Origin of the sequence: Kocuria subflava (assembly GCF_012163155.1) — a bacterium.
Taxonomy (GTDB): domain Bacteria; phylum Actinomycetota; class Actinomycetes; order Actinomycetales; family Micrococcaceae; genus Kocuria; species Kocuria subflava.
This window is the reverse complement of the sequence record NZ_JAAVUN010000003.1, coordinates 89,280-112,632: the sequence shown is the minus strand read 5'-3', so window position 1 is coordinate 112,632 and position 23,353 is coordinate 89,280. Positions and strand designations below refer to the sequence as shown.

The 23,353-nt window shown below is 65.1% G+C and carries 20 protein-coding genes; 8 read left to right on the top strand and 12 right to left on the bottom strand.

What is annotated here, in order from left to right:
* Positions 1–4 precede the first annotated feature (4 nt).
* Together GTW58_RS03020 and GTW58_RS03015 are read left to right on the top strand one after the other, a co-directional pair.
* A complete protein-coding gene (locus GTW58_RS03020; RefSeq protein ID WP_047692033.1) occupies positions 5–736 on the top strand; it encodes a potassium channel family protein in 732 nt (243 codons plus the stop codon).
* A complete protein-coding gene (locus GTW58_RS03015) occupies positions 733–1,389 on the top strand; it encodes a potassium channel family protein (protein WP_047692034.1) in 657 nt (218 codons plus the stop codon). The genes GTW58_RS03020 and GTW58_RS03015 overlap by 4 nt, the downstream gene beginning before the upstream one ends.
* Positions 1,390–1,423: 34 nt before the next feature.
* Here GTW58_RS03015 and GTW58_RS03010 read toward each other — a convergent pair whose 3' ends face one another.
* The 4 genes from GTW58_RS03010 to dut form a co-directional block, all read right to left on the bottom strand.
* Positions 1,424–2,131 (bottom strand): DUF3159 domain-containing protein, encoded by a 708-nt coding sequence (locus GTW58_RS03010; protein WP_232817935.1) that lies wholly within the window; start codon positions 2,129–2,131, stop codon positions 1,424–1,426.
* On the bottom strand, positions 2,128–2,520 hold the full coding sequence (locus GTW58_RS03005) for a hypothetical protein (protein WP_052209753.1): 393 nt from the start codon (positions 2,518–2,520) through the stop codon (positions 2,128–2,130). The genes GTW58_RS03010 and GTW58_RS03005 overlap by 4 nt, the downstream gene beginning before the upstream one ends.
* On the bottom strand, positions 2,517–3,263 hold the full coding sequence (locus GTW58_RS03000) for a DUF3710 domain-containing protein (RefSeq protein WP_047692036.1): 747 nt from the start codon (positions 3,261–3,263) through the stop codon (positions 2,517–2,519). Before GTW58_RS03000 ends, GTW58_RS03005 begins: the two co-directional genes overlap by 4 nt.
* Positions 3,264–3,357: 94 nt before the next feature.
* Complete coding sequence (gene dut, locus GTW58_RS02995) at positions 3,358–3,831, bottom strand: dUTP diphosphatase (protein WP_232817936.1); 474 nt, start codon at positions 3,829–3,831, stop codon at positions 3,358–3,360.
* Positions 3,832–3,920: 89 nt separating this feature from the next.
* Here dut and GTW58_RS02990 point away from each other — a divergent pair, with 89 nt between their 5' ends.
* Positions 3,921–4,433 (top strand): DUF3093 domain-containing protein, encoded by a 513-nt coding sequence (locus tag GTW58_RS02990; RefSeq protein ID WP_081994256.1) that lies wholly within the window; start codon positions 3,921–3,923, stop codon positions 4,431–4,433.
* 81 nt (positions 4,434–4,514) lie between these two features.
* Here the strand turns inward: GTW58_RS02990 and GTW58_RS02985 are convergent, their stop codons facing one another.
* Entirely contained in the window at positions 4,515–4,814 is a 300-nt protein-coding gene (locus GTW58_RS02985) for a DUF4193 domain-containing protein (RefSeq protein ID WP_047692037.1), read from the bottom strand.
* A gap of 378 nt (positions 4,815–5,192) precedes the next feature.
* Between GTW58_RS02985 and sepH the strand changes: the two genes are divergently transcribed.
* Both sepH and GTW58_RS02975 read left to right on the top strand, forming a co-directional pair.
* Positions 5,193–6,797: a septation protein SepH gene (gene sepH / locus GTW58_RS02980; RefSeq protein WP_157980422.1), complete on the top strand. Its 1,605-nt coding sequence runs from the start codon at positions 5,193–5,195 to the stop codon at positions 6,795–6,797.
* Positions 6,798–6,818: 21 nt separating this feature from the next.
* Entirely contained in the window at positions 6,819–7,661 is an 843-nt protein-coding gene (locus GTW58_RS02975; RefSeq protein ID WP_119932237.1) for a hypothetical protein, read from the top strand.
* A gap of 59 nt (positions 7,662–7,720) precedes the next feature.
* On the opposite strand, the gene GTW58_RS02970 is transcribed toward GTW58_RS02975, so the two are convergent.
* The 4 genes from GTW58_RS02970 to GTW58_RS02955 all read right to left on the bottom strand — a co-directional run bounded on the left by GTW58_RS02970 (position 7,721) and on the right by GTW58_RS02955 (position 14,199).
* On the bottom strand, positions 7,721–8,848 hold the full coding sequence (locus GTW58_RS02970; RefSeq protein WP_342453288.1) for an alkaline phosphatase family protein: 1,128 nt from the start codon (positions 8,846–8,848) through the stop codon (positions 7,721–7,723).
* Between the two features lie 68 nt (positions 8,849–8,916).
* Positions 8,917–9,510, bottom strand: coding sequence for a DUF5998 family protein (locus GTW58_RS02965; RefSeq protein ID WP_047692481.1), 594 nt, complete (start codon positions 9,508–9,510; stop codon positions 8,917–8,919).
* 93 nt (positions 9,511–9,603) lie between these two features.
* Positions 9,604–11,430: a serine/threonine protein kinase gene (locus GTW58_RS02960; RefSeq protein WP_119932239.1), complete on the bottom strand. Its 1,827-nt coding sequence runs from the start codon at positions 11,428–11,430 to the stop codon at positions 9,604–9,606.
* Positions 11,431–11,433: 3 nt separating this feature from the next.
* Positions 11,434–14,199, bottom strand: a complete 2,766-nt coding sequence (locus tag GTW58_RS02955) for a bifunctional acetate--CoA ligase family protein/GNAT family N-acetyltransferase (RefSeq protein ID WP_119932240.1) — start codon at positions 14,197–14,199, stop codon at positions 11,434–11,436.
* Between the two features lie 78 nt (positions 14,200–14,277).
* Between GTW58_RS02955 and GTW58_RS02950 the strand changes: the two genes are divergently transcribed.
* Together GTW58_RS02950 and GTW58_RS02945 are read left to right on the top strand one after the other, a co-directional pair.
* Positions 14,278–16,875: a DNA gyrase/topoisomerase IV subunit A gene (locus tag GTW58_RS02950; RefSeq protein ID WP_119932241.1), complete on the top strand. Its 2,598-nt coding sequence runs from the start codon at positions 14,278–14,280 to the stop codon at positions 16,873–16,875.
* On the top strand, positions 16,872–17,417 hold the full coding sequence (locus GTW58_RS02945) for a GNAT family N-acetyltransferase (RefSeq protein ID WP_119932242.1): 546 nt from the start codon (positions 16,872–16,874) through the stop codon (positions 17,415–17,417). The genes GTW58_RS02950 and GTW58_RS02945 overlap by 4 nt, the downstream gene beginning before the upstream one ends.
* A gap of 124 nt (positions 17,418–17,541) precedes the next feature.
* Here GTW58_RS02945 and GTW58_RS02940 read toward each other — a convergent pair whose 3' ends face one another.
* The 3 genes from GTW58_RS02940 to GTW58_RS02930 all read right to left on the bottom strand — a co-directional run bounded on the left by GTW58_RS02940 (position 17,542) and on the right by GTW58_RS02930 (position 22,698).
* Complete coding sequence (locus GTW58_RS02940) at positions 17,542–18,594, bottom strand: malate dehydrogenase (RefSeq protein ID WP_119932296.1); 1,053 nt, start codon at positions 18,592–18,594, stop codon at positions 17,542–17,544.
* A 146-nt stretch (positions 18,595–18,740) separates the two neighbouring features.
* Positions 18,741–20,357: an L-lactate permease gene (locus tag GTW58_RS02935; protein WP_119932243.1), complete on the bottom strand. Its 1,617-nt coding sequence runs from the start codon at positions 20,355–20,357 to the stop codon at positions 18,741–18,743.
* 232 nt (positions 20,358–20,589) lie between these two features.
* The gene (locus GTW58_RS02930) at positions 20,590–22,698 is read right to left on the bottom strand and encodes a DNA gyrase/topoisomerase IV subunit B (RefSeq protein WP_119932244.1); all 2,109 of its coding nucleotides are present in this window, start codon (positions 22,696–22,698) and stop codon (positions 20,590–20,592) included.
* Between the two features lie 299 nt (positions 22,699–22,997).
* On the opposite strand from GTW58_RS02930, the gene GTW58_RS02925 reads away from it, so the two are divergent.
* Positions 22,998–23,204: a DUF7455 domain-containing protein gene (locus GTW58_RS02925; protein WP_047689727.1), complete on the top strand. Its 207-nt coding sequence runs from the start codon at positions 22,998–23,000 to the stop codon at positions 23,202–23,204.
* Positions 23,205–23,353 lie beyond the last annotated feature (149 nt).

Here is a 23,353-nt window from a genome sequence, read left to right as displayed (position 1 = left end):
ACTCATGCCGCATTTTGTGATCATGGGCGCCGGCCGCGTGGGAGTCATGTTGGCCCAAGCCTTGGAGGATTCAGGCCACTCCGTGGCAGTGATTGATCAGGACGACCGTTCACTGCGCCGCCTGCGCTCCACCTTCAGTGGCAAGAAAGTCACCGGCCACGGATTCGACCGTGACGTCCTGCGCCGGGCAGGTATTGAACAGGCGTACGCGTTTGCGGCCGTCTCCAGCGGGGACAACGCCAACATCCTGGCCACCCGCGTGGCCCGCGAAACCTTTGGCGTACAGCGTGTGGTGGCCCGCATTTATGACCCTGCCCGCGCCGAGTTCTACCAGCGGTTGGGCATCCCCACAGTGGCAGCCGTGCGGTGGTCAGCCGATCAGGTGCTGCGTCGGATGCTCCCTGAACAGCGCATTGCCGGTGACTGGCGGGAAGCCTCCGGCCGGTTGCAGTTGGGTGAGCTCGCCCTGCACGACTCATGGTCCGGATTCCATCTGGACGCCATACAAGAGGCCACGGGTGTCCGGATCGCCTTTGTCACCCGATTCGGTGAGGGCATTCTGCCGGGGGCCTCCACCAGCTATCAGAAGGGGGACATCGTGCACGCCATGATGCACATTGACGCCATCGACGACGTCGCCCGTGTGCTCGCCCAACCGCCGTCGGCAGAGGTGAAGGAGATGGCCCAGTCCATGCACCTGAATGATGAGAACAGCGAAGGGGTCGATCAGGCATGAAGGTGGCAGTGGTGGGTGCGGGCGCGGTGGGCTCCTCGATCGTTCGCGAACTGGCCGGGCACGGTCATGAGGTCCTGGTGATCGATGAGAAACCCGATGCAATCGGGCGTGCGGATCTGCGCAACAGCGGGTGGATCGTGGGGGATGCCTGTGATCCCGCCATTTTGCGTGAGGCGGAGTTGGAGCAGATGGACGTGATGGTGGCAGCCACCGGGGACGACAAGGTCAATCTGGTGGTCTCCATCATGGCACGCTCCGAGTTCGGTGTGCCGCGCACCGTGGGGCGGGTCAACAACCCTAAGAACGAATGGATGTTCGACCAAGCCTGGGGCGTTGACGTGGCGGTCTCCACGCCGCGACTGATCACCGCCTTGGTGGAGGAGGCCGTTGAGGTGGGTGATGTGGTGCGCCTGCTCAACCTGCAATCGGACCGCGCCACGCTCAACGCATTCACCGTGCCCCACGGACACACCGTCATCGCCACCACCGTGGGAGAGGTCCCCTGGCCACAGGATGCCACTCTGGTGGCCATCCTGCGTGACGGGATGCCCATTGCACCCACCCGCGACGATGTCATCGAGGCCGAGGATGAACTGTTCTTCCTGGCCACCGGCGACGGTGAACATCAGCTCCAGGTGTTGTTCAGTCGCTGAATCAGCGGGCTTAAGGAACCTGAATCCGGGCTGCTCAGCGGACCGCGGAAGCCTGCGGGCGCGAGACCATCCAAGCCAACCACAGCACCATGGCATACAGCGGCACGCCCATGACCAATCGCGCGATCCCCAGGGCGGCGACGTCGTCGGCAAAGTACAGCGGAAGCTGAACGGCCAGGCGGGCGGCGAACATGGCCACCACGAATCCCGTGGCCAGACGGTAAGCCTTCATGCGCAGCGGATCCGCGCGCCATCCGGTGCCTTCACCGCGGATGTAACCGAAGACCACGCCCAAAATCGGCCAGCGAACGGCCATGGAGATCAGCAACACCAGACCGTAGGCGGCGTTGATGAAGAAACCAGGAGTGTAGTAGTCCCGGGCCTCCCCTGTGGTGTTGGCGAACAATGCGCAGACGCCCACGCCGATAAGTCCGGAAACGGCTTGGACCAACGTCTGACGCTGCACCAGCCGCACCACCGTGAACACCACGGCCACGGCCAGGGCACCTACCAGGGCCGTGCCCAACTGGTTCGTGATGATCAACACCGTCAGGAACAGCGCGCCGGGCAGCAGGGCTTCTGTCAAACCGCGCCAGCCACCGATCGCGTGCATCACGTCCAGGTGGCCGTCTGCGGTGCGCCGCATCCCTGAGCGCTGGGCGTAGGCCGCAGCGACCTGATCGGCTGACGGATCCGTGTTCTGTTCCGGCTTCCCGTGGGGCTCCGTTGGGGAGGAAGTCACCGTTGCACCTTCTTGGCCACGATCTCGTACCGGGGGTTGAAAATGGTGGGCTGGTTCTCCCTGCTGCACAGCAGTCCCACGCAGTCCAGGACAACGCCCACGGCCACACCGGGTACTGCGCGCTGGCCTTGCCACACCAGGCGCACGGGGGTGGGCTGCGCCTTGGGATCGCGGTGGTTGGTGGCCATCAACAAGGCGGTGAACTGTGCGGTTGCCTGAGCAGGTGCCACTCCCACCTCAGCCACCACACCGGCGGCCCGGACTGATTGGCGGGCCCCTCCTGCGCGCGTGGTCAGATCAACGTCTGCCACCGGGGTGACCGCCACCGGCATGGAGCGCGTCAACACGGAGGACATGGAGGCCGTGCACGGAACGCTCGGGTCAGTCACCGGACCTCCGCGATCTCCGGGCCACGTTCCGGCGGCTGCGTGGTCGTACTGGACTGAGCTGAGCCATTGTTCTGCGGCCGGGCAGGAGGTGCGCTGCCTTGGGCGGGGCCCACTCGTTGGGCACCCTCCGGGACGTTCAGGGGCAGCAGGTCACGGGGAGGCATGGGATCCTTGCCGCGAACCACCACCAGGCCGCGAATCAGTTCGTCGAACTTCTTGGAGGCCTCGGGATCGATGGCCGCTGCACCGGAGATCACGGTGCGCAAGAACCAGCGTGGGCCATCGATTCCCACGAATCGGGCAGGACGGTAGCCGGTGGTTCCTTGGGAGGTCTTAGCTGGGAACCGCGCGCGCAGCTCGGTGCCGAAGGTCCCCTCCACGGCTTCCGGAGCACCGTTGTTGCCCTGTAGGGAGGTGGTGAGGTCCTGGCGGATCTCCTCCCACAGCCCGGCGGTCTTGGGGGCGGCGAACGCTTGGACCTGGGCTGTGGAGCCTGCCACGTCCAAAGTGATGGCCCGTGGGCGCTTGGTCTTTTCATCCACTTCCAGCCGCAACCCCACACCGGGCTGGGGCTTGATCAGGATGGAGCCCAGATCCAGGTAGTCATCCTTGGATTCGATCTCGGAAACGTCGTACGGGCCGTTCGCGCGGACGTCGTCGTCGTTGAACGGCGCGGTCTCAGCCTGAGATGCGCTCGCCGAAGCCTCCGGGGAGTCTGCGTTCTTCTTCTTGCGTCCAAACATTTCTGGGTTTCTCTCAAATCTCTGGATGAGCGGAAGGCGGGGCTGCCGGTCCTTCGGCGGGGGCGCCGCGCCCGGGAGGTCCCGGCGCGGTGCTTCACTGACTGCCGGAGGACCCGAATCCTTGGTCGCCACGCTCAGTGACATCCAGTTCAGTCACTTCGACGACGTCGACCACCGCCACCCGTTGGAGGACCAGCTGAGCAATCCGGTCTCCACGTTCGATGCGGAAGGCGTGGGTGGTATCAGTGTTGAGCACGGTGACCTTGAGTTCACCCCTGTACCCAGAATCCACTGTTCCGGGCGCGTTGACCACCGTGATGCCATGTTTGGCGGCCAATCCGGAGCGAGGGTTCACAAAACCGGCCCACCCTTCCGGGACGGCGATGGCCACGCCCGTGGGAATCAACGCACGTTGACCGGGTTCCAGGACAACGGACTCCCGGGCGCGCAAGTCCATTCCGGCATCCCCCGGCCGCGCGTTCACCGGCAACGGCAGATCAGGGTCCAGTCGCTGAATGCGCAGTTGGAGCCGTTGCGGAGCCTGATGGTTCTGGTGAGGGTCGATCACAGTGCCCCACTTTAACCATGCCTGCGCCAAGACCCCATTCGGCTCCGCTGCCCCGGGCGCATCCCTGCAGACGTGAGATCATGGCGATCATGACGCAGGACAACAACCCTTCACCTCACGCACCTGTGGAGAACACCTCCGCCCAAGACTTTCCCGCCGTGGAGAACACCGTGCTCTACCACGAGCGTTTGAACCCGGCGTGGTGGATGTGGCTGCTGTTCCTGGGCTTTGGACTCTCCGTGCTTATTGCCCTGGCACCCATTGCCATGTGGTTGGGCATTGTGGGCGCGCTGCTGGCGGTGGCCATCTGCGCCGTGGTGGCCTACACACGAGCCACAGCCATTGTGGTGACTGATCACGACCTGCAAGTGGGCCGAGCACGGATCGAGCGCAGGTTCGTGGGCCTGGTGGAACCCTTCACCGACCCCCAGGAGATCCGGCAGGTGCGCGGGCCACAACTGGATGCTCGCGCCTACATGAACTTCTCTGCCTCCGTGGGGCCGATCTGCCGGATCGAGATCACCGATCCCGTGGATCCCACCCCGTACTGGTTGGCTTCCACCCGCCGCCCCGCACTGTTGGCCGAGATCCTCAACGGCTGATGCTCGGCCACTCCCCTGGGACGGTAAAGCCCTGGGCAAGAAAAAACCCCACGCGGATGCGTGGGGTTTTTCATGCGTGTCTCAGCCGGCGCACTCGACGCAAATCTTCAGACCGTTGCGCTCCTCAGCCACCTGGGACCGGTGACGTACCAGGAAACATGACCCGCAGGTGAACTCGTCTTCCTGGGCCGGCAGCACCACAACGGAGAGTTCCTCATGGGACAGATCAGCACCGGGGAGCTCAAAACTCTCTGCTGCCACTGCCTCGTCCTCGTCAACGCTGGCGGACTGCTGGCCGCCGCGGCGTGACTTCAACTCCTCAATGGAGTCTTCCTTGAGTTCCTCGTCTTGCTTGCGCGGTGCGTCGTAATCTGTGGCCATCTCGTTCCCATCCATGCAAAGAACTGTGTGTAAACGTAGGCGGAGAACGCGCCCTCCAGTGGGGGAACTCGAGTGGCGACGTCGGCCCGTGTCGCTGAGATTGTTCACCATGAAGTCTCAAAAATCCAACCACAGCCGCTGACAACGGACGGTTGCCGAACAGATGTGATGCAACTCACTGCTAAGTAGGCTGTGTGTGACGTGGTCAGCACCAAAATGTCGCGAAGCGGCAGCGCCCATTAGACTGCTCCACAACACTGAGTGCCACTTCCCCACATGGGCTGCACACACCCTCCCCCGCCACTGCCGGTGAGGACCGTGCCGGCCCGTCCCGCCGCACTCGAGAACCCGAAAATCTGTAGCGGAGGCTGGAGAAGCATGGATGAATTGCGCCTTGTGGGCGTTCACGACGACGGCGAGCACCTGGTCCTCCAGGATGCAACCGGCGGGCGCTTCCTGCTTGTGCTGGACCAGCAGCTGCGCGGCACCGTGCAACGTGCACGCCGCGTGGCACCACGACGCAACACCAACGTCTCCGGGGATTTCGGCCCCCGTGAGATCCAGGCACGCTTCCGGGCCGGTGCCACGGTGGATGAAATCGTGGAGGAATCCGGCTGGGAGGCTGCCCGGGTGAAGCGCTACGAGTGGCCCATCCTGGCCGAACGCGCCCACGTGGCACGTGAGGCCCAGAAGGTGGAGGTGGTCACCAGCACGCCCCGCAACGCCAGCTTCCGCTCCGTGTTCGACGGCGAACCCCAGACCCTGGCCCAAACCGTGGCCTCCCACGCTGCAGATCTGGGTGTGGCCACCACATCCTTGGACTGGGACGCCTGGCAGCGGCCCGACCAGCAGTGGCAGGTCACGGTCCGGTTCCGCTTGAGCAACCCCGCTGTCACACCACAGGACGTGGTGGACCAGCAACCTGCCGCCCAGTGGATCTTCAACCCCGCCGGCCTGACCGTCACGGCTGACAATCAATGGGCTCGGCTCTTGACCACAACCCCGGAGGACTCACGAGCTCTCTCAGGCAGTGACAGCCTGTTCGGTGCACCGCGTACACAGGCCACAACGCACACAGTTGCGCCGTCGTCGACCCCCGCCGAACCGGCACCTGAGCAGTCGACAGCAGACGTCGCTGAGCCCGTGGCCGAGCGCGCCCCTGACGCGGCCTCCGCCAGCGGTGACGCGCAGCACCCCACCACGGCCACCCAGGGTGCCTCCGCACAGGACACGGACGAGTTGCTGGAGGTCCTGGAAGCACGCCGTGGCCGACGCCTGGGGCAGGACACCGACTCGGATGACCACCTGGCCGAAATCCTGGGTCGGAACATGGGTCACGTGGACCGCCACCCGCGCCCGATTTCCGCCCCGCAGGACTCCACGCTTTTTGACGGCCCCGCTCACGCCGCTCAGGGTGATGCGGACCAGAGTGCTGGTTCTGACGCTGTATCCCACACCCAGACGCGTTCCGATGAAGCCGGTGCCGATCAGGAAGCCCCCACACAAGAGGCCACCATCCACCACCTGGGCCGCGCCGATGAGCGCACCAAGCCGGCCACGCCGGTGGTTGAGATCACAGACGACGACGCCCGTCCGTTGGACACGTCATCCCAGGCTGACCAGGAGGAATCCTCGGTCGCCGCCAAGGCCTCCCAGGACACGGTGACGCACCTGCGCGGTGCCCGGAAGGAACAGGGTGCGCATACGAATCAGGCTGAGGAAACTTCCCAGCAGGCTCACCAGGAGCCCACGGACGGCGCCGAAGCCAACACCGGTGATGCGGCGGGCCAGAACACTGCGACTGAATCCACTGACACCGTCGCCGAGCAGCAGTCGGACGAGTTCCCCGCTGCCGATGCAGACTCCGCAGCACAAGAACCCGCTGCGCGTCCGCGGCCCCGTGGCCGAGTGAACTCCAAGCGGTCACGCTCCTCCGTTCCCAGCTGGGACGAGATCGTGTTCGGCGCCAAGACCGACGACTGATCGGACCAGGATCCCCCCACCATGTCATCAACTCCACCCCCCTCTGCTCCCGAACCGTCCGGACGGCAAGAACCCCCCACGGAGAACCTCTCCACACAAGCGCACGCCTCGTCCCTTGAAGGTGCCGCCACCGCCGCGCTGCCCATGCAAGATCCTCGGCGTAGTGGTGTCACGGGGCGCAGCAAAGCGCTGGCCGCTGTGCTGCTGGGTCTGGTTGCTGCCCTGGTGCTGGCCGGAGCGGTGTACCTGGTGGTGCTGGCCACCTCCGGTGAATCAGATGATGCCGCCGGTACAGGGGAGCAGTCCTCCCCCAGCGCCACGCCAGGTCCCACGGGCACGGTCGGAACGGGCACACCGTCTGCCGAGCCCACGGACACGGACGGATCACCCACCGCCGAACCAGCGCCTGAACAGGCACCGCCCGTGGACGATCCCCAGGACGATCAGCAACAGGCTCCAGCCCCACAACCCGATCCCGTGGACGAGCCCGCCCAGCAGGCACCGGCCGATGAGCCCGCCGCGCCCGCGCAAGAGGCTCCCGCACAGGATCAACCGGTGGAGGCACCCGTTGAGCAGGCACCGGCTCAAGAGCCCGCGGCACCCGCCCAGCCCGTGGTCCCGGTTGATCCAGCCGCTCCCCAGGCGCCCGCGCAGGATCAGCAGGGGACGGCAATCGACCAGGTGGCACCCGGAGCGTCCCAAACCACCGCAGGATCCGCAGGCAACGGCGGATCTGCAACCAATGGCGGATCCGGCAACAATGGCCAATCTGGAGACACCAACTCCGATCAGCAGTCGGACTCAGCCACGGCAGAGGCCCAGGCCAGTGGCGGGCCCACGCTCCCTGCGGATCCCGAGGCCTGACACGGGTTGACGCCCCGCGCCAACCATGCCTGGGACCGGTCCCAACGAGTTGGCGCAGCTCAAGAATTTCCGGCGACCTGCACCAGCGGAACCACGGCCTCAGCCCGGGTCAACCCACCGTGCTGGCCCACCATGTCCAAGGTTTTGGTCCCGATCCGTGCGATGTCGTGCAAAGCCATGTCATCCGATGCAGGCAGAAGCACAACGTCCCCAATGCGCTCGGACGCCTCGGCGCGGATGGTATCCGCGGGGCCGTACCAACCACCGTGGATCAGTTGCTCTCGGGTGGCAGCATGAACCTGGTCCCCGAATTCGTCCTTCCAACGTTGGATCACAGCCTCTTGCAGGTGCAATCGCTGTGCCTGCGAATCTTGCGGTTCCAGACGAAGCTGGAGGCAGCGGGGTTCACCGAACGTGGTGTGGACATCATCCAGCAGCCCGGGGATGGCGGAGACGTCCAGTCGAGCATCCCGGGCAATGTCCACCATGCCGTGATCTGCGGTCAGCACCACCAGCGTGTTCTTGGGGACACCTGCGGCCAGGCGCCGCAGGGCACTGTCCAGTTCCTCCAGGTGTTCACTCCACCGCGTGGACTGCCATCCACTGGCGTGGCCGGTCTTGTCCAGGTCATCCCAGTAGAAGTACATCAGGCAACGTTTACCCGCTGTGAGGTTCTCCAGGGCCGCACGGACTCGGGCGTGGGCAGAATCCGCGCCCACGAATCGACCACCCCGCAGTGCGGCGGTTGTCAGTGCCGAACTGCGGAACTTCTTGCGGCTCACAGTCACCACGTCAAGGCCTGTTGCCTGGGCGCGTTCCAACACGGTGGGAACGGGCTGCCAGCTCACGGGATCCACCCGCTGGTCCCAGTTGCCCAGCATGTTCACCGCCTGACCGAGCTCCACGGAGTAGGAGTCGTAGCCCGTCAGTCCGTGCGTGCCCACCGGCGTTCCCGTGCCCAAGGAGGCCAACGACGCCGCCGTCGTGGTGGGAAATGCTGCATCCAACTCCGCCAGCAATGGGGCGTTGCGCAGCAGTGGGGCGTAGCCGAAGCGGGCTTGGAGTTGTTCCAGACCGAGCCCGTCCACCAGGACCACCACCACCCGTTCAGCGGCGGGCAGCTCCAGCACGTTGTTGCAGCCGGGCACCCCCAGCACGGCGGCAGCAGAGCTGAGCACGTCAGCCACGGACCTGTGTCCGTAGCGAGGACCCGGTGGAAAGTCGGAGGGCGCGGGGGCAGAGCCCGCCACGCCGGTCATTGGCCTGCCGTGCGGTTCAAGGCGGCACGGCGCAGCGACCGTGCGAATTCCCGGGCACCCTCCACCGCCTCCACACCGTCTGCCTCCGCGCTGATGCGCAGCACGACGTCCTGGACTGCTGACATGCCGGTGTAACCATGGTCGGCCTCGCACTGCGGGTCCTCACAACCGGCCGGCTGCAGGTCCAGGTTCCGAGTTCCGGTCCAGGCCACGGACAGGTTGACTTCACTGACAGGATGCCCCGGCTGGTACTGCTGGGGCTTGTAGTAGGCATAGGTGAGGGTCACAGAGTGTACCCGAGTGGCCGCTACGGACTCTGTGGAAACCAACGCCATGACCTCATGTCCGGCCTCGTCGTACTGCTGGTCATCCACGTGGGTGATGTGCAGCGCGCCGCCGGCCAAAACCAGCACGGTGATGTGCCGGTGGATCTCGTCCCGGTCGAACGTGGTTTCAAGTTGGACCAGATGGGAATCCGGGACCACACCGTCCAAGGCGTCGGCCACCACGTCATGCACCAGCTGAGGATAGAACCCCGCACGTTCGATGTCCTGATGCAGCGTCTCCCCGCGGGGTCCGGATTGAGTCATGGTTGAACCTCCTAGAGTCGATGGTGTTCACCACAGTCTGCGGTCAGCGGATGCGTGAATCGTGGTGGCGGTGAAGCGGCCGGTCCGGCCAGGCTACTCCCCCACTTTTCCGGGTTGATTGCCGCTGAATCCGGAACCGATGGTGGGGTTGCCCTTGTTGTTGGTGCCCGGCTGGCCGGTGTTGCCCGTGGTGGCGGGGTCCGATGTTGTGGTGGGTACCGGCGCCGGGTCTGTGCCCCCTGCATTGTTCAGGGCCAGAATGCCGAACAACAATCCGATGGCCGTCATCAGAGCCACCACACCGATCACCAGCCACCCCGTGGCACCGTGGATCCCGAACAGGCTCAAGGGGCCGCCGCTGCGCTGCGTGGAGTTGCCTGTGCCGCCCGAGTTGCCCGTTCCGGCGGTTTTGGCCGGTCCGGTCGATCTGCCGGTGCCGGCGGATGCTGCAATGACACCAGAGGTCGCGGTCATGCCAGATGCCGCAGTCATACCGGATGCCGCGGCATTCCCGGAGGTCGCAGAAGTGTTGCCCCCAGTGGCGAAGGGCGTTGTGATTGCACCCCGGACTGGGCCCTGGCTTGCAGCAAATCCGGTGGTCTGGGTGCTTCCCGTGGTCTGGTCCACGCTCAGGTGGGACACATCCCGCCGCTGAGACCCCGCCCAGCCCGCCACCGGCGCGCCGCCGATCAACGTGGCACGGGACGGTTGACCTTGGGGCAAGGGACCTTGGACCACTGTGCCCGTGGTGGAACCGTCTGTGGGCGGGGCGGCTGACGGGGCCACACCGCCGTCAACGGTCAGTCCGGACGGCATCCCGTGCAGGGCGGCACCGGCCGGTCCGCTGGCGGGGCCCACGAGGGGCTCACCTCCGGGGGACGGTGTGGAGACCAACCCGTAGTTGGTCCTGATCCATCCCCCGCTGGGGAGGTCCTGGTTGGCCACTGGGCCAGGTGTTGGAGCGGGGCCGGGGGTGGTGTCCCCGGCCTCTCCACTGCGCGCAGCCGAAACTGCGCCGGTGGTGGGTTGCTGCGGTGACGGACGGGTGCCGTCCACCACTTCCTGCCACTCGATCGGCAGTGGATCCAGGGTCTGGAAGACGTCCAGTTCCTCGCCGTCGCGGGTGTGGGCCGGGGCAAAAACGCGCGTGTCCGATTCGCCCGCCAGGCGTTCCTGCAGGGCCAGGGCACCGTCCTTGCGAACGGCGGGATCGTCGTCCAACAACGCGGCGATCTCCGCTCCCAGCAGGGAGTCCCGACCAAAGGCTTCCAGGGCCATCTCAGGTGTTGGGGTCTGACCCCTGCCGTGGTTGGGCTGCACCATCCGCATGGCCACCACACCAGCGGCAAACAGATCTTGGGCGGGACTGGGGTCAGCACCTTCCAGCAACTCAGGGGCAATGTAGCCGGGGGTGCCCACCACGGTTCCGATCCGCGTCAGGCGGGCATCCTCCATCTGCGTGGCGATGCCGAAGTCCGCCAGACGGGACACGGGACGACCCGTTGCCGTGGCGTTCATCATCAGGTTGGCGGGTTTGACGTCCCGGTGGATCCAGCCTTCTGCGTGCACAAACTGCAAGGCGCGCAGCAACTGCAGCATGATTTCTTCCACCACGGGATCAGACAGGGCTCCGTGGTCCTGCAGCACGGTCTCCAGGGTGCCGCCGTCGCACAGGTCCATGGCGATCACCACGTGCTCATCCTCCGCTGCCCACCCGTAGGGGGCCAGGACGTGGGGATGTTCCAGCTTGACGGATTGTTCCCGCACGAATCGCAGCAGGTCCGCGGAGTCACGTTGGCGCAGCACCTTGGCCGCGCACAGCATGCGGCGTCGTTGATCCCAGGCCCGCCACACGGTGCCGGAACCGCCACGGGCAATGGGGTCGATCAGGGTGTACCGACCAGCGATGGTGTCGCTCATGGTTCACCTCCGCATGGCACGCCGTGCACTGTCCGTTCGTTGTCCAGGGTCTCCCAACCGCACGTCTGCAGAGAGCACGGTCAGGTGTTCGCTGGACAACAGTACCGGGTTCAAATCCAGACGGGCGATCTGCGGGTGACGATCCTTCATCAAAGCCACCCGGATCATCAGGTCCTCCAACGCCTCAACGGCCACAGGCGGCTGGCCTTCATAACCGAACAGCTTCCGGGAAGCCTTGGGTTCACGCACCATGTCCCGGATGTCCTGGTCCGTCAGCGGCGGCACCCGGTGCGCGCGGTCATCCAAGAGCTTCACGGCGTCCCCAGCAATGCCAAAGGACACCACGGGACCCACCAGCGGGTCCTCCGTGGCGGTCACGACGACGGCCTGCCCGGTGGGCGCCATGGCCTGCAGATCCAAGGTTTCCGAGCCCATGGGCAGAGTCCGGCGCATGGAGGAGATGGCCTCACGCAGTTGATCGGGTGCATCGATCTGCAGTCGGACACCCCCCAGGTCCAGGCGGTGGCGCAGATGGCGGTCCGTGCTCTTCAGCGCCACCGGGTAGCCAAGGCGCTCAGCGGCCTCCAGGCCCTCCTGGACGTCACGGAAACGCACGGTGGGCAACACGGTGATGCCGTAGGTGGACAGCAGTTGGTGCGTGCGCTCCACGTCCAGGGACAGCAGGGATTCCCCCGGCACCTCGGTGGCCCACTGCGCCAACAGTTCTTCCGCTGCCTCGGCGTCGATGTCCTCCGGCACGGTGACGGCGTCGTCCTCACGGTCCCGCCAGGCCACCCAGTCCTGAACCCGGTGCAGCGCTTCCACGGCGGAGGACGGTGCCAAGAACACCGGCAGCGACAACTCGGCGTCTGGTGATGCCTGGCAACCTTGTGACGTCTGGCAACGGTGCACGTGGGAGGGCGCGCGGACCTCCGTACTACCGGTCATGGCCAGCACAACGGTCTTGTTCGCGGCCTGCCCGGCCTGTGCCACGGTGGTGGCCCATTCGTCCTCGCTGACGCCGGGGGCCGGAATCAGGCACACGACGACGGCGTCGACGTCGTCACGCTCCAAAAGATCTGTGAGCGCTGTGTGCACCGTCTCCACGGCGCGCTGCCCACCGCCTGCGGTGTCCAGGTTGTCCGCGGTGGCCGTGACCTCCATGCCCAGGATCGCGGCGGTGTCCTCCATGAGGCGGCCCAGCGCCATCGCATTGGTCACAAAACCCGTCCGCCCACCGGCCGGCCACGGCTGTGCTGAGGCCACCGCGGCAAGGTCCATGAGTTGATCGGAGGTGGCCACCTGCAGCACGCCTGCTTGTTGCAGCATGGCATCCAGAGCTCCGGCGGGGGCCTCCGTGGTCCGTCCGGTGTGCCCCGGAGGCAGGCGCAGACCCGTGACCTCGGATTTGGCCACGATCACCGGTTTGGTGCGGGAGAGCCGCCGGGCGATCCGGGAATACTTGCGCGGGTTGCCGAAGGACTGCAGGGTCATGCCGCACACCTGCGTGGCGGGATCGTCCTCCCAGAACTGCATCATGTCGTTGCCGGAGACATCAGCACGGTTACCGGCTGAGAGGAACGTGGAGATGCCCAGACCGTGACGAACCGCAGCCGAGGCCTGCAGGGTGCCCAAGGCACCGGACTGGGTGAACAGACCCATGTTGCCGGGCAACAACGGAGCAGGCAGTACGGTGGCATTGAAGCGCTGGTCAGGGGCGTTGTTCAAAACACCCAAGCTGGCCGGACCCACCACGCGCATGCCGTGGCCGCGGGCCAGGCGCACCAGGTGCCGCTGACGGCGAGCGCCCTCTGCACCGGCCTCCGCCCAGCCGCCGGTCACGATCACCACGGCATGGGCGCCGGCTCGGCCGCACTGGTCCACCACGTCCAACACGGAGTCGTAGGGCACGGCCACCACAGCAAGGTCCACAGGTTGGCCGATGTCCTCCACGGAGGCCTTGTGAATCATCCCCTCTTGTTCAAAGGGCGTGGGATTGATTCCGTAGAGGGCACCGGTGAAACCGGAGTCCACGATGTTGCGCACCACCACGTGGCCGCCGTTGGTGGGATCGGCGGAGGCTCCGATCACCGCGATGGAGCCGGGAGTCAGGATTCGTGCCGTGGAGCGGGCTTCGGCGCGGTGTTCGCGGGCCATCATCACGGAGCGTTGTTTCTCCGTGGGGTCGATGGAGAACTCCAGGGCCACCACGCCGTCGTCGAAATGCCGGGCGACGTCGTAACCCGCCTCCACGAACACCCGCAGCATGGCGCGGTTCTCGGGCAGGACCTCTGCGGAGAAGTGGTCGATGTCGTTCTCCAGGGCTGCCGCACTGAGGTGTTCCAGCAGGATGGAGCCGATCCCGCGGCCCTGGTGGGCATCGGAGATCAGGAAGGCGACCTCGGCATCACGGGGTTTCTCCGTGCGGTCGTAGCGACCGATGCCGATCATGGACCCGCCCAGCATGATCACAAAGGCCACACGATCCTTGTGGTCCACCGTGGTGTAGCGTTCCAGCTCGCGTTTGGTCAGCGTGGTCTTGTGGGAGAAGAACCGCAGATAGATGGTGTTCTCCGACTGCCCGTGAAACATCTCCAGCAGGGCATCCTGGTCATCCGGGGTCACCGGACGAAGGTGGGCGGTGGCGCCGTCGCGCAGGACGACGTCAGCTTCCCAGTGGGCGGGATAGCCCTGTTGGATGGCGATGGCAGCAGTGTCAGGGGCTGTGGCGTGGGTGTCGCCACCCTGATTCGCAGACTCGGAGACCATAGACTTCAGCGTATCGAGAATCCCTGGTGACCGTGCGGTCAACGCCTGCCAGGAGGCAACAAAGGAGCATCCCCACCCATGGCCCGACGCAGGTCAGGATCACGTTCGGTCCGCGAAGAACTGCCCGCGGATTTCCAGGAGAACGTTGTTGACATTGATGTCACCAGCGAGATGGAGTCCAGTTTCCTGGAGTACTCCTATTCCGTGATCTATTCCCGGGCCCTGCCGGATGCCCGGGACGGTCTCAAGCCCGTCCAGCGCCGCATTCTCTACATGATGGATGACATGGGTCTGCGCCCGGACCGTGGACACGTGAAGTCCGCGCGTGTGGTGGGTGAGGTCATGGGCAAGCTGCACCCCCACAGCGATTCTGCGATCTATGACGCCATGGTGCGCCTGGCCCAGCCCTTTGCCATGCGGGTGCCGCTGGTGGACGGGCACGGCAACTTCGGTTCCCTGGACGACGGCCCTGCCGCCTCACGGTACACCGAGGCCCGGCTGGCCCCCGCTGCCCTTGCGTTGACGGCTGACCTGGGTGAAGACGTCGTGGACTTCATCCCGAACTACGACAACCAGTTCACCCAGCCTGCGGTGCTGCCATCGGTCTTCCCCAACCTGTTGGTCAACGGTGCCTCCGGCATTGCCGTGGGCATGGCCACCAACATGGCACCCCACAACCTGCGGGAAGTGGTGGCCGGTGCCCGTCACCTGGTGGACAACCCAGAGGCCACCCTGACCGAGGTCATGAAGTTCATTCCGGGACCGGATCTGCCCTCCGGCGGACGGATCGTGGGACTGGACGGGATCAAGGATGCCTACGCCACCGGTCGGGGGTCCTTCAGGACCCGCGCCACGGTGTCCATCGAGCAGGTCACCGCGCGCAAGCAAGGCATTGTGGTCACGGAACTGCCGTACATGGTGGGCCCGGAGAAAGTGATCGAGAAGATCAAGTCCGCGGTGCAGTCCAAGAAGTTGGCCGGCATCTCCGACGTCGTGGACCTCACCGACCGCGCCAACGGCTTGCGGTTGGTGATCGAGCTCAAGAACGGGTTCAACCCGCAGGCCGTGTTGGCCCAGCTCTACAAGCACACGCCGTTGGAAGAGTCCTTCGGCATCAACAACGTGGCCCTGGTGGATGGTCGACCCCGGACCATGGGCCTATTGGATCTGCTGCGGGTCTACGTGGATCACCGGTTGACGGTGGTGCGTCGTCGTACTGAGTACCGGTTGGGCAAGCGTCAGGACCGTCTCCACCTGGTGGAGGGGTTGCTCATTGCGATTCTGGACATTGACGAGGTCATCCAGATCATCCGCTCCTCTGATGAGACCGCTGAGGCACGCGAGCGGCTCATGCAGATCTTTGATCTCTCCCAGGCCCAGGCCGATCACATTCTGGAACTGCGGCTGCGGCAGCTGACCAAGTTCTCCCGGATTGAACTCGAGGCCGAGCGGGATGACCTCCAGCGCGAAATCGCCGAGCTTCAGGCCATTCTTGGCTCGGATGCTCGGCTGCGTGAGGTGGTGTCCGGGGAACTTGCGGACGTTGCGGACAAGCACGGCGATGACCGCCGCACCAAGCTCTTGAAGTCCGAGGACCTGCCGGAGGTGACGGCAACGGCGGCCAAGGCGAAGACCGGCCCCACCCTGGAGATCTCCGACGACCCGTGCTGGGTGTTCCTCTCCACCTCCGGACAGTTGGCGCGCACCGCAGACCGTACCCCTCTGGCCGACCCCGGGCGGCGGATCAAACACGACGCCCTGCGTTCTCAGGTGGCCACCACGGCCCGCGGCGAGATCGGTGCCGTGACCTCTGCCGGGCGGATGATCCGCATCCCGGTCCTGGATGTCCCCGCACTGCCCGATTACGACGGCGTCCCCAAACTGGCCGATGGCGTTGCCGCCAAGGACTTCTTGAGCCTGAACAAGGGTGAATCCTTGGTGGCCCTGGCGCCGCTGAATGCTGTGTTGGCCCTGGGCACCAAGCAGGGTGTGGTCAAGCGACTGAACCCCGAACACCCGCTGAACCGTGATGACTGGGAGGTCATCACGCTGAAGGGTCAAGGCCGCACCCGTGATGAGGTGGTGGGCGTGGACGTGGCACCCGAGGACTGCGATTTGGTGTTTGTGACAGCCCAGGCCAAGCTTCTCCACTTCCCGGCATCATCGGTGCGACCACAAGGCCGCACCGCCGGTGGCGTGGCGGGAATCAAGTTGGCTGCCGATGATCACGTGATCTTCTTCGGCACCGCTGCAGCCTCAGCCCCGGACTCCGTGGTGGTGACGGTGGCCAAGGCTGATGAAGTTCTGCCCGGCATGACCGAGCACTCCGTGAAAATCACACCACTCTCCGATTACCCCGCCAAGGGCCGGGCCACCGGTGGTGTGCGCTGCCAACGGTTCCTGCGCGGAGAAACCTCGCTGACCTTGGCCTGGGCAGGTCACGGCCCGGCCAAGGCGGTGTCTTCCGCCGGAGTGGCACGGTCGCTGCCCACCGAGTTCGGTCGCCGTGACGGATCAGGCGTTGCCTTGGAGCAGGTCATGGATGCCATTGGTCCGGCATGGAGCACACCCACGACGACGTCCGATGCTGACGTGGCGTCTGCATCTTCATCTGCATCTGCATCTGCATCGGAGTCAGAGTCGGACTTGGAGTCGGCGTCCGAGGACAGTCAATGACCCGTCGGGTGCGAACTGGCCTGGCCGGTGACGGCGCCCTGCTCCATGACCTCGCCGTGGTGACTTTTCACGACGCCTGCCCTCCGGGTGTGGATCACTCCACCGCCATGGCCCATGTGGAGACGGAACTCTCACCAGCCCGGTTTGAGCAATGGTTGGCGGATCCGGACACCCATGTGGTGATCCTGGAGGAGGACGGTACGGCCATCGGTTATGTGGTCCTGGTGGCCAACCGCCCCGTGACAGCAACGGGCCGCCGGCAGCGCCCCGAGCTGGCAGAACAGGACAGCGTGTGGTTCCTGTCCAAGTTCTACGTGGTGGCTGAGGCCCGAGGCACCGGTGCCGCGCGTGAGCTCATGACGGCCACCGTTGACGTGGCCCGTGCGGGGAACGCATCCGGTGTGTGGCTCACGGTCAATCAGCTGAACCCGCGAGCCAATGCCTTCTATGAGCGTTGCGGCTTCCAGGTGATGGGTACCACCACCTTCCCCATGGGCGGCCAGCTCCACGACGACAACGTCAGGCACATCCCCCTCCCCTGACCCACCCCCTGGCCCAGACCTCGTCCCAGCTGCCGAGTCTCCGAGTTTGGTCATCTGCCGCACTTGGACACCACCAAACTCGGGCACTCGGCGCTCCACAAGCAGTGGGCGCCACAAAGGTGGCTCAGGCGCGGGGGCCCAACAGGCCCAGCTGTTCCACCGCCTGGCGCTCCTCCACCAACTCGGCCAGGGAACGTTCAATGCGCTCGCGGGCAAAGTCGTCGATCTCCCACGGCTCCACAATGCGATGGTCACCGTCCTGGCAGAACACCGGGAAGGAACTCACCACACCCTGCGGCACACCGTGAACACCGGTGGACGGCACGGCCATGGACGTCCACCGCCCCTCCTCCGTGCCACGCAACCACGTACGGATGTGGCGCAGCGTGGCATGGGCTGCCGAGGCAACGGAGGATCCGCCGCGAACCTCAATGATCTCCGCGCCGCGGTTGGCCACCTTGGGGATGAAGAACTCGTCAATCCACTTCCGGTCCAGCCCGCGTTCGGCCAGCACTTCTTCTGCCGGGTTGCCCTTGACGGTGGCGCGGGAGAGATCCACGAACTGGGAGGCGGAGTGGTTGCCCCAGATGGCCACGCCGTCGACGTCGTTGACGGTCACCTCACAGGCCAACGCCAACTGCGCCTGAGCACGGTGATGATCCAGGCGGGTGAGCGCCGTGAAGCGCTCCGCTGGAACATCCGGTGCGTGGGAGGCTGCGATCAATGCGTTGGTGTTGGCCGGATTTCCCACCACCACGGCACGGAAGTTCTCAGCTGCACCGTTGTTGATCGCTTGGCCCTGGACGGAGAAAATCCCGGCGTTGGCCGCCAGCAGATCGGCCCGTTCCATTCCCTTGGAGCGTGGCCTGGCACCGATCAGCAGACCAACTTCCGAACCGTCGAAGGCGGCAGTCGGGTCATCGAACACGTCCACCGACTCCAACAGTGGCATGGCCGCGTCCTGCAACTCCATGGCCACACCCTCCGCGGCGCGTGCAGCTTCCGGAATCTCCAGCAACCGCAATCGAACCGGCGTGCCCGATCCCAACAACGCACCGGCAGCAGCACGGAACACCGTGGCATAACCGATCTGACCTGCAGCGCCCGTGACCGTGACGGTCACTGACTGGGTGGAACCAACCGGATCTTGCTGGATGGAATGGGCAACATCGACCATGTGGGACTCCTGGGTTGGGCGTTCATGCCGCACACGCAGGTGGGTGTCCGGCACACGGAACAGGGTGGCCGTGACCGCGGTCACGGCCACCCTGTCATCCTATCCAGTTGCTCCGAATTCTGGCCTCACTGATCGGCGACTGCCGCTCAGAGAACCAAGGAGAGCACAAACACCCAGACACACAACACGGCCAGCAAACCCAGGCTGTAGAGCAGCACCTGTCGCGTGAGGTCGGCTTCCTTGCCGCGCTCCCCCACGGCTGCGGTGGCAATGGCGATCGACTGCGGTGAGATCACCTTGGCCATCACACCACCGGCGGTGTTGGAGGCCACCAGGAGCGTTTGGCTGGTGCCGATCTGACCGGCGGTGACAGCCTGCAGGGAGGCGAACAACGTGTTGTTGTTGACCACCGAACCGGTCACGAACACCCCGATCCACCCGATGATCGGAGACAGCAGCGGGAAGGCGCCCGCAGCGGCGGAGAGAGCCAAGGCCATGGAGGAGGACATGCCCGAAAAGTTCATCACGTTGGCCACGGCCATGACCATGCAGATCATCAGGATGGGAGCCCACAGCTGCTTGAGCGCGCCCACCAGCTCCTCCCCTGTTTGCCGCCACGTGATGCTCGGGGTGATCAACACGGTGAACAGGGCCGCGAACAGAATCGCGGTTCCGGAGGCCGCCAGAATCCCCCAACTCCATACGACGTCCACGGCGGTGGTCTCCGCCACGATCGGTGCCGTACGCGCGATCTCCTGGTGGAGGAAGGGCATGGACAACGGCACGGTGGCACGCGCCAACACCTCACCCACAGCAGGTACGGACCACAGCAGGATGAAGCCGGAGAGGATGTAGAACGGGGACCATGCCCGCACCACTTGGCCCAACGTGGTGGGTTGGTGATTCGCCCGCAGCTCCTCCAACGTCGGCGCCTGGGCTTCACGGTAGATGGTGCGCGGGGTCCAGAACTGCAACAGGAACGCCATGGCGGCCATGCCCACCAGAGGCGGGATGATGTCAACCAGCTCAGGACCAGCCACCCACAGGAACACGGACTGCAGCCCGGAGACCAAGAATCCGATGGCCAGCGCAATGCCACCAGTTTCCCGCAGGCCCCGACGCCCGTCCAGGATGACCACCAGCAACACCGGGATGAAGACCATGATGCCCTGGATGACCAGCACCATCATGCGGGACAGTTCGGTCAGCGGAACATCACCCTGCGTGGCACCCACGATCACGGGGATACCGATGGCGCCGTAGCCTCCGAAAGCCGCGTTGGCCACCAAGGCGATTCCGGCCGCTCGCAGGGGTCGGAAGCCCAGGTTGACCAGCAGCGCACCACAAATGGCAATGGGAATGCCGAAACCTGCAGCGCCTTCCAGGAATCCACCGAAGCAGAAGGCGATCAACAGCACCTGCAGCCGCTGGTCCTCAGAGATCGCGGAGATCGAGGATCGAATGACGTCAAAGTACCCGGCGCGCACCGCGATTCGGTACAACCAGACCGCCATGAGCACGATCCAGCCGATGGGCCACAAACCGCCCAGGAAACCGTAAACGACCGCGGAGGCCGTGGCTGGTGCAGGCAGGCCAAAAACGAATGCACCCAGACCAACCGCCAGAACCAAGGCAATCGATGATGCCTTCAGACCGGTCAACTTGAACACGGTCAAGGCAACCAGAAAGACGATGATGGGGATCGCAGCAACCAGCGCGGAGAGAACGGATGAACCTAGAGGGTCATAGTCCTGGAGCCACATGGTGTGGGCAGCCCTTTCGAAAGTGACGTCAGGCCACCAGCAACTCCGCACTGTTCACGTTGCGCTCCGCGCGGAGCGATCAGTTGCGTTTGTGTTGTGATGCCCTGTGGAACACCACAAATCTAGGATGACATCCGTCAATTTCACCATCAGTTGCCACCGATTCCCAACCTAACCCCACAGAAACCAACGATTTCCCAAAGGTTCACCTTCTGTTAACCGTAGTGACGGATCAGGCGTCGATCCGCTCCGCATCCAGCTGCGCGGCACCCGCGATGATGAAGTCCTTACGCGGTGCAACCTCCGAACCCATGAGCAAGGAGAAGGCCCGTTCGGCGGCTTCCGCCCCCTCAACTGTCACCCGGCGCAGCATGCGGTGGCGGATGTCCATGGTGGTTTCAGCCAACTGATCGGCATCCATCTCACCCAGACCCTTGTACCGCTGGATGGGCTCCTTGTAGGAACGCCCTTCCGACTCGAGTTTGGTCAACAGGGAATGCAGCTCACGCTCGGAGTAGGTGTAGACCATCTCATTGGCCTTGGACCCTCGGCTCACGATTTCCACGCGGTGCAGCGGGGGCACGGCCGCATAGACCTTGCCGGCCTCCACCAGCGGACGCATGTAGCGGTAGAACAAGGTCAGCAGCAGGGTACGGATGTGGGCGCCGTCCACGTCGGCGTCCGTCATCATGATGATCTTGCCGTAGCGGGCGGCGTCGACGTCGAAAGTACGCCCCGAACCGGCGCCGATCACCTGAATCAGGGCCGCGCACTCGGCATTGGCCAACATGTCCGTCACGGAGGCCTTCTGGACGTTGAGGATCTTGCCGCGGATGGGCAGCAAGGCCTGGTACTCGGAGTCACGGGCCAACCGGGCCGTACCCAGGGCGGAGTCACCCTCCACGATGAACAGTTCAGACTTCTCCACCTCCGTTGAACGGCACTCCACCAACTTGGTGGGCATGGAGGAGGTCTCCAAGGCATTTTTGCGGCGCTGCGTCTCCTTGTGCAGCCGCGCGGAGATCCGCGACTTCATCTCCGCGACCACCTTCTCCAGCACCGCATTGGCTTGGTTCTTGGCGTCACGCTTGGTGGCGGTCAGTGCCTTGGTGAGCTCCTTCTCCACCACCTTGAACACGATTTGGCGCACGGCCGGCGTACCCAGGATCTCCTTGGTCTGGCCCTCGAACTGGGGCTCGGCCAACCGGACGGTCAACACGGCAGTGAGCCCGGCCATGACGTCGTCCTTGTCGATCTTGTCGTTGCCGGCCTTCAGGCGGCGGGCATTGGCTTCGATCTGCTTGCGGAAGACTTTGACCAGGGCTTGTTCGAACCCTGTCTGATGGGTGCCGCCCTTGGGGGTGGAGATGATGTTCACGAACGTGCGTACCGTGGTGTCGTAACCGATCCCCCACCGCAGGGCCACGTCCACCTCACAGTCACGTTCAACGTCCTGCAACCGTGATTGCCCGCCGTCATCCAGGACAGGAACGGTTTCCGTGAACGATGCCTCGCCCTGGAAGCGCCAGATGTCCGTGACGGAGTCGTCCGTGGCCAGGAACTCGGCGAACTCGGAGATGCCGCCGTCGTGTTGGAAGACTTCCTCGTGCGGCCCCAGCTCCCCTGCGGTTCCGGGGGCACGGCGCTCGTCGCGCACGGTGATCCGCAGCCCGGGGATCAGAAAAGCGGTGGTGCGCGCACGGTTGACCAGGTCCTCATAGGAGAACTGGGCGTCCGGGGTGAAGATCTGCCGGTCTGCCCAGTAGCGGATCCGGGTTCCGGTCACACCGCGGCGGGCCTTGCCCACCACCTCCAGCTCCGAACCGGAGACGAACGCTTCAAAGGTGGCCTCCGGTGACGGGGCACCTTTGTCCGTGAACTGCCCGGGCTCACCCCGCCGGAAAGACATCTGATAGGTCTTGCCCCCGCGATCCACCTGGACGTCCAGCCGGGAGGACAGCGCGTTGACCACGGAGGCACCCACACCGTGGAGACCACCCGAGGCCGTGTAGGAGCCACCGCCGAATTTGCCACCGGCGTGCAGCTTGGTGAACACCACTTCCACACCGGACAAACCAGTGCGTGGCTCCTTGTCAATGGGGATGCCACGGCCGTCGTCGTGCACCTCCACGCAGCCGTCCTTGTGGAGGATCACCGTGATCTGGTGCCCGTGTCCGGCAAGGGCCTCGTCAACTGAGTTGTCGATGATCTCCCACAGGCAGTGCATCAAGCCCCGCGAATCCGTGGAGCCGATGTACATGCCCGGGCGCTTGCGCACCGCTTCGAGCCCCTCAAGGACAGAGAGGTGGCGGGCGTTGTACTCGGATGTGGTGGGCGGCACGGGTGCGCTCTCTCCTGCTGCGGCTCGGGGGAAGGCCCGTCGCGTACAACGGACGGGCGCCCTTACTCTAATGCGCCTGCCCACCGGTGGCACCGTGACGACGACGACGCGGCGCGTCACCCACCTCAACCTGCCCTGAGGCGCGGAGTCCTGAGACTGAATCGGACCGTGCTCACGGGCTGGTGCGCGGTGGGCGAAAACACGGTGCGGGTTGGATGAGCCCACGGGTGGACGTGGTTGTATGTACGTACTCGCCTCAGGCGGACCCCGTCCGCCCGGTGAACAGAGCAAGAAGGAGGATGTCTGTGAACGCCACACTTGAGACCCCGGAGTTGAACGCCACCCACCGCTGCGATGCCTGCGGTGCCCAGGCCTACGTCCGGGTCGTCCTCCAGTCCAGCGGCGGTGAGCTGCTGTTCTGCGCGCACCACGCCCGCGCCAACGAGGACAAGCTGCGCCCCATGGCTGCCACCTGGCAGGACGAGACAGAGCGCATCAACGCATGAGACCTGACCTGTTTGCATCCGGTGTGTGATGGAAACAGATGTTGTGACAACGGGGGGGCGGGGCGGGGGGGGGGTGCGGGGGCCCCCCCCCGTCTCCGCCCGCGCCACGGGGGGGTGTCCCCCCCCCCCCCCCTCCCCCCCCCCCGCGG

Bases quoted from the DNA above. Each gene is read 5' to 3' on its own strand.
- GTW58_RS02990 (WP_081994256.1), top strand. From the start codon at position 3,921: ATGACGCAGGACAACAACCCTTCACCTCACGCACCTGTGGAGAACACC.
- GTW58_RS02945 (WP_119932242.1), top strand. From the start codon at position 16,872: ATGACCCGTCGGGTGCGAACTGGCCTGGCCGGTGACGGCGCCCTGCTC.
- GTW58_RS03020 (WP_047692033.1), top strand. From the start codon at position 5: ATGCCGCATTTTGTGATCATGGGCGCCGGCCGCGTGGGAGTCATGTTG.
- GTW58_RS02985 (WP_047692037.1), bottom strand. From the start codon at position 4,814: ATGGCCACAGATTACGACGCACCGCGCAAGCAAGACGAGGAACTCAAG.
- GTW58_RS02925 (WP_047689727.1), top strand. From the start codon at position 22,998: ATGTCTGTGAACGCCACACTTGAGACCCCGGAGTTGAACGCCACCCAC.
- GTW58_RS02950 (WP_119932241.1), top strand. From the start codon at position 14,278: ATGGCCCGACGCAGGTCAGGATCACGTTCGGTCCGCGAAGAACTGCCC.
- GTW58_RS02935 (WP_119932243.1), bottom strand. From the start codon at position 20,357: ATGTGGCTCCAGGACTATGACCCTCTAGGTTCATCCGTTCTCTCCGCG.
- GTW58_RS02940 (WP_119932296.1), bottom strand. From the start codon at position 18,594: ATGGTCGATGTTGCCCATTCCATCCAGCAAGATCCGGTTGGTTCCACC.
- GTW58_RS02975 (WP_119932237.1), top strand. From the start codon at position 6,819: ATGTCATCAACTCCACCCCCCTCTGCTCCCGAACCGTCCGGACGGCAA.
- GTW58_RS02955 (WP_119932240.1), bottom strand. From the start codon at position 14,199: ATGGTCTCCGAGTCTGCGAATCAGGGTGGCGACACCCACGCCACAGCC.
- GTW58_RS03000 (WP_047692036.1), bottom strand. From the start codon at position 3,263: ATGTTTGGACGCAAGAAGAAGAACGCAGACTCCCCGGAGGCTTCGGCG.
- GTW58_RS02960 (WP_119932239.1), bottom strand. From the start codon at position 11,430: ATGAGCGACACCATCGCTGGTCGGTACACCCTGATCGACCCCATTGCC.
- GTW58_RS03015 (WP_047692034.1), top strand. From the start codon at position 733: ATGAAGGTGGCAGTGGTGGGTGCGGGCGCGGTGGGCTCCTCGATCGTT.
- sepH (WP_157980422.1), top strand. From the start codon at position 5,193: ATGGATGAATTGCGCCTTGTGGGCGTTCACGACGACGGCGAGCACCTG.
- GTW58_RS02965 (WP_047692481.1), bottom strand. From the start codon at position 9,510: ATGACTCAATCCGGACCCCGCGGGGAGACGCTGCATCAGGACATCGAA.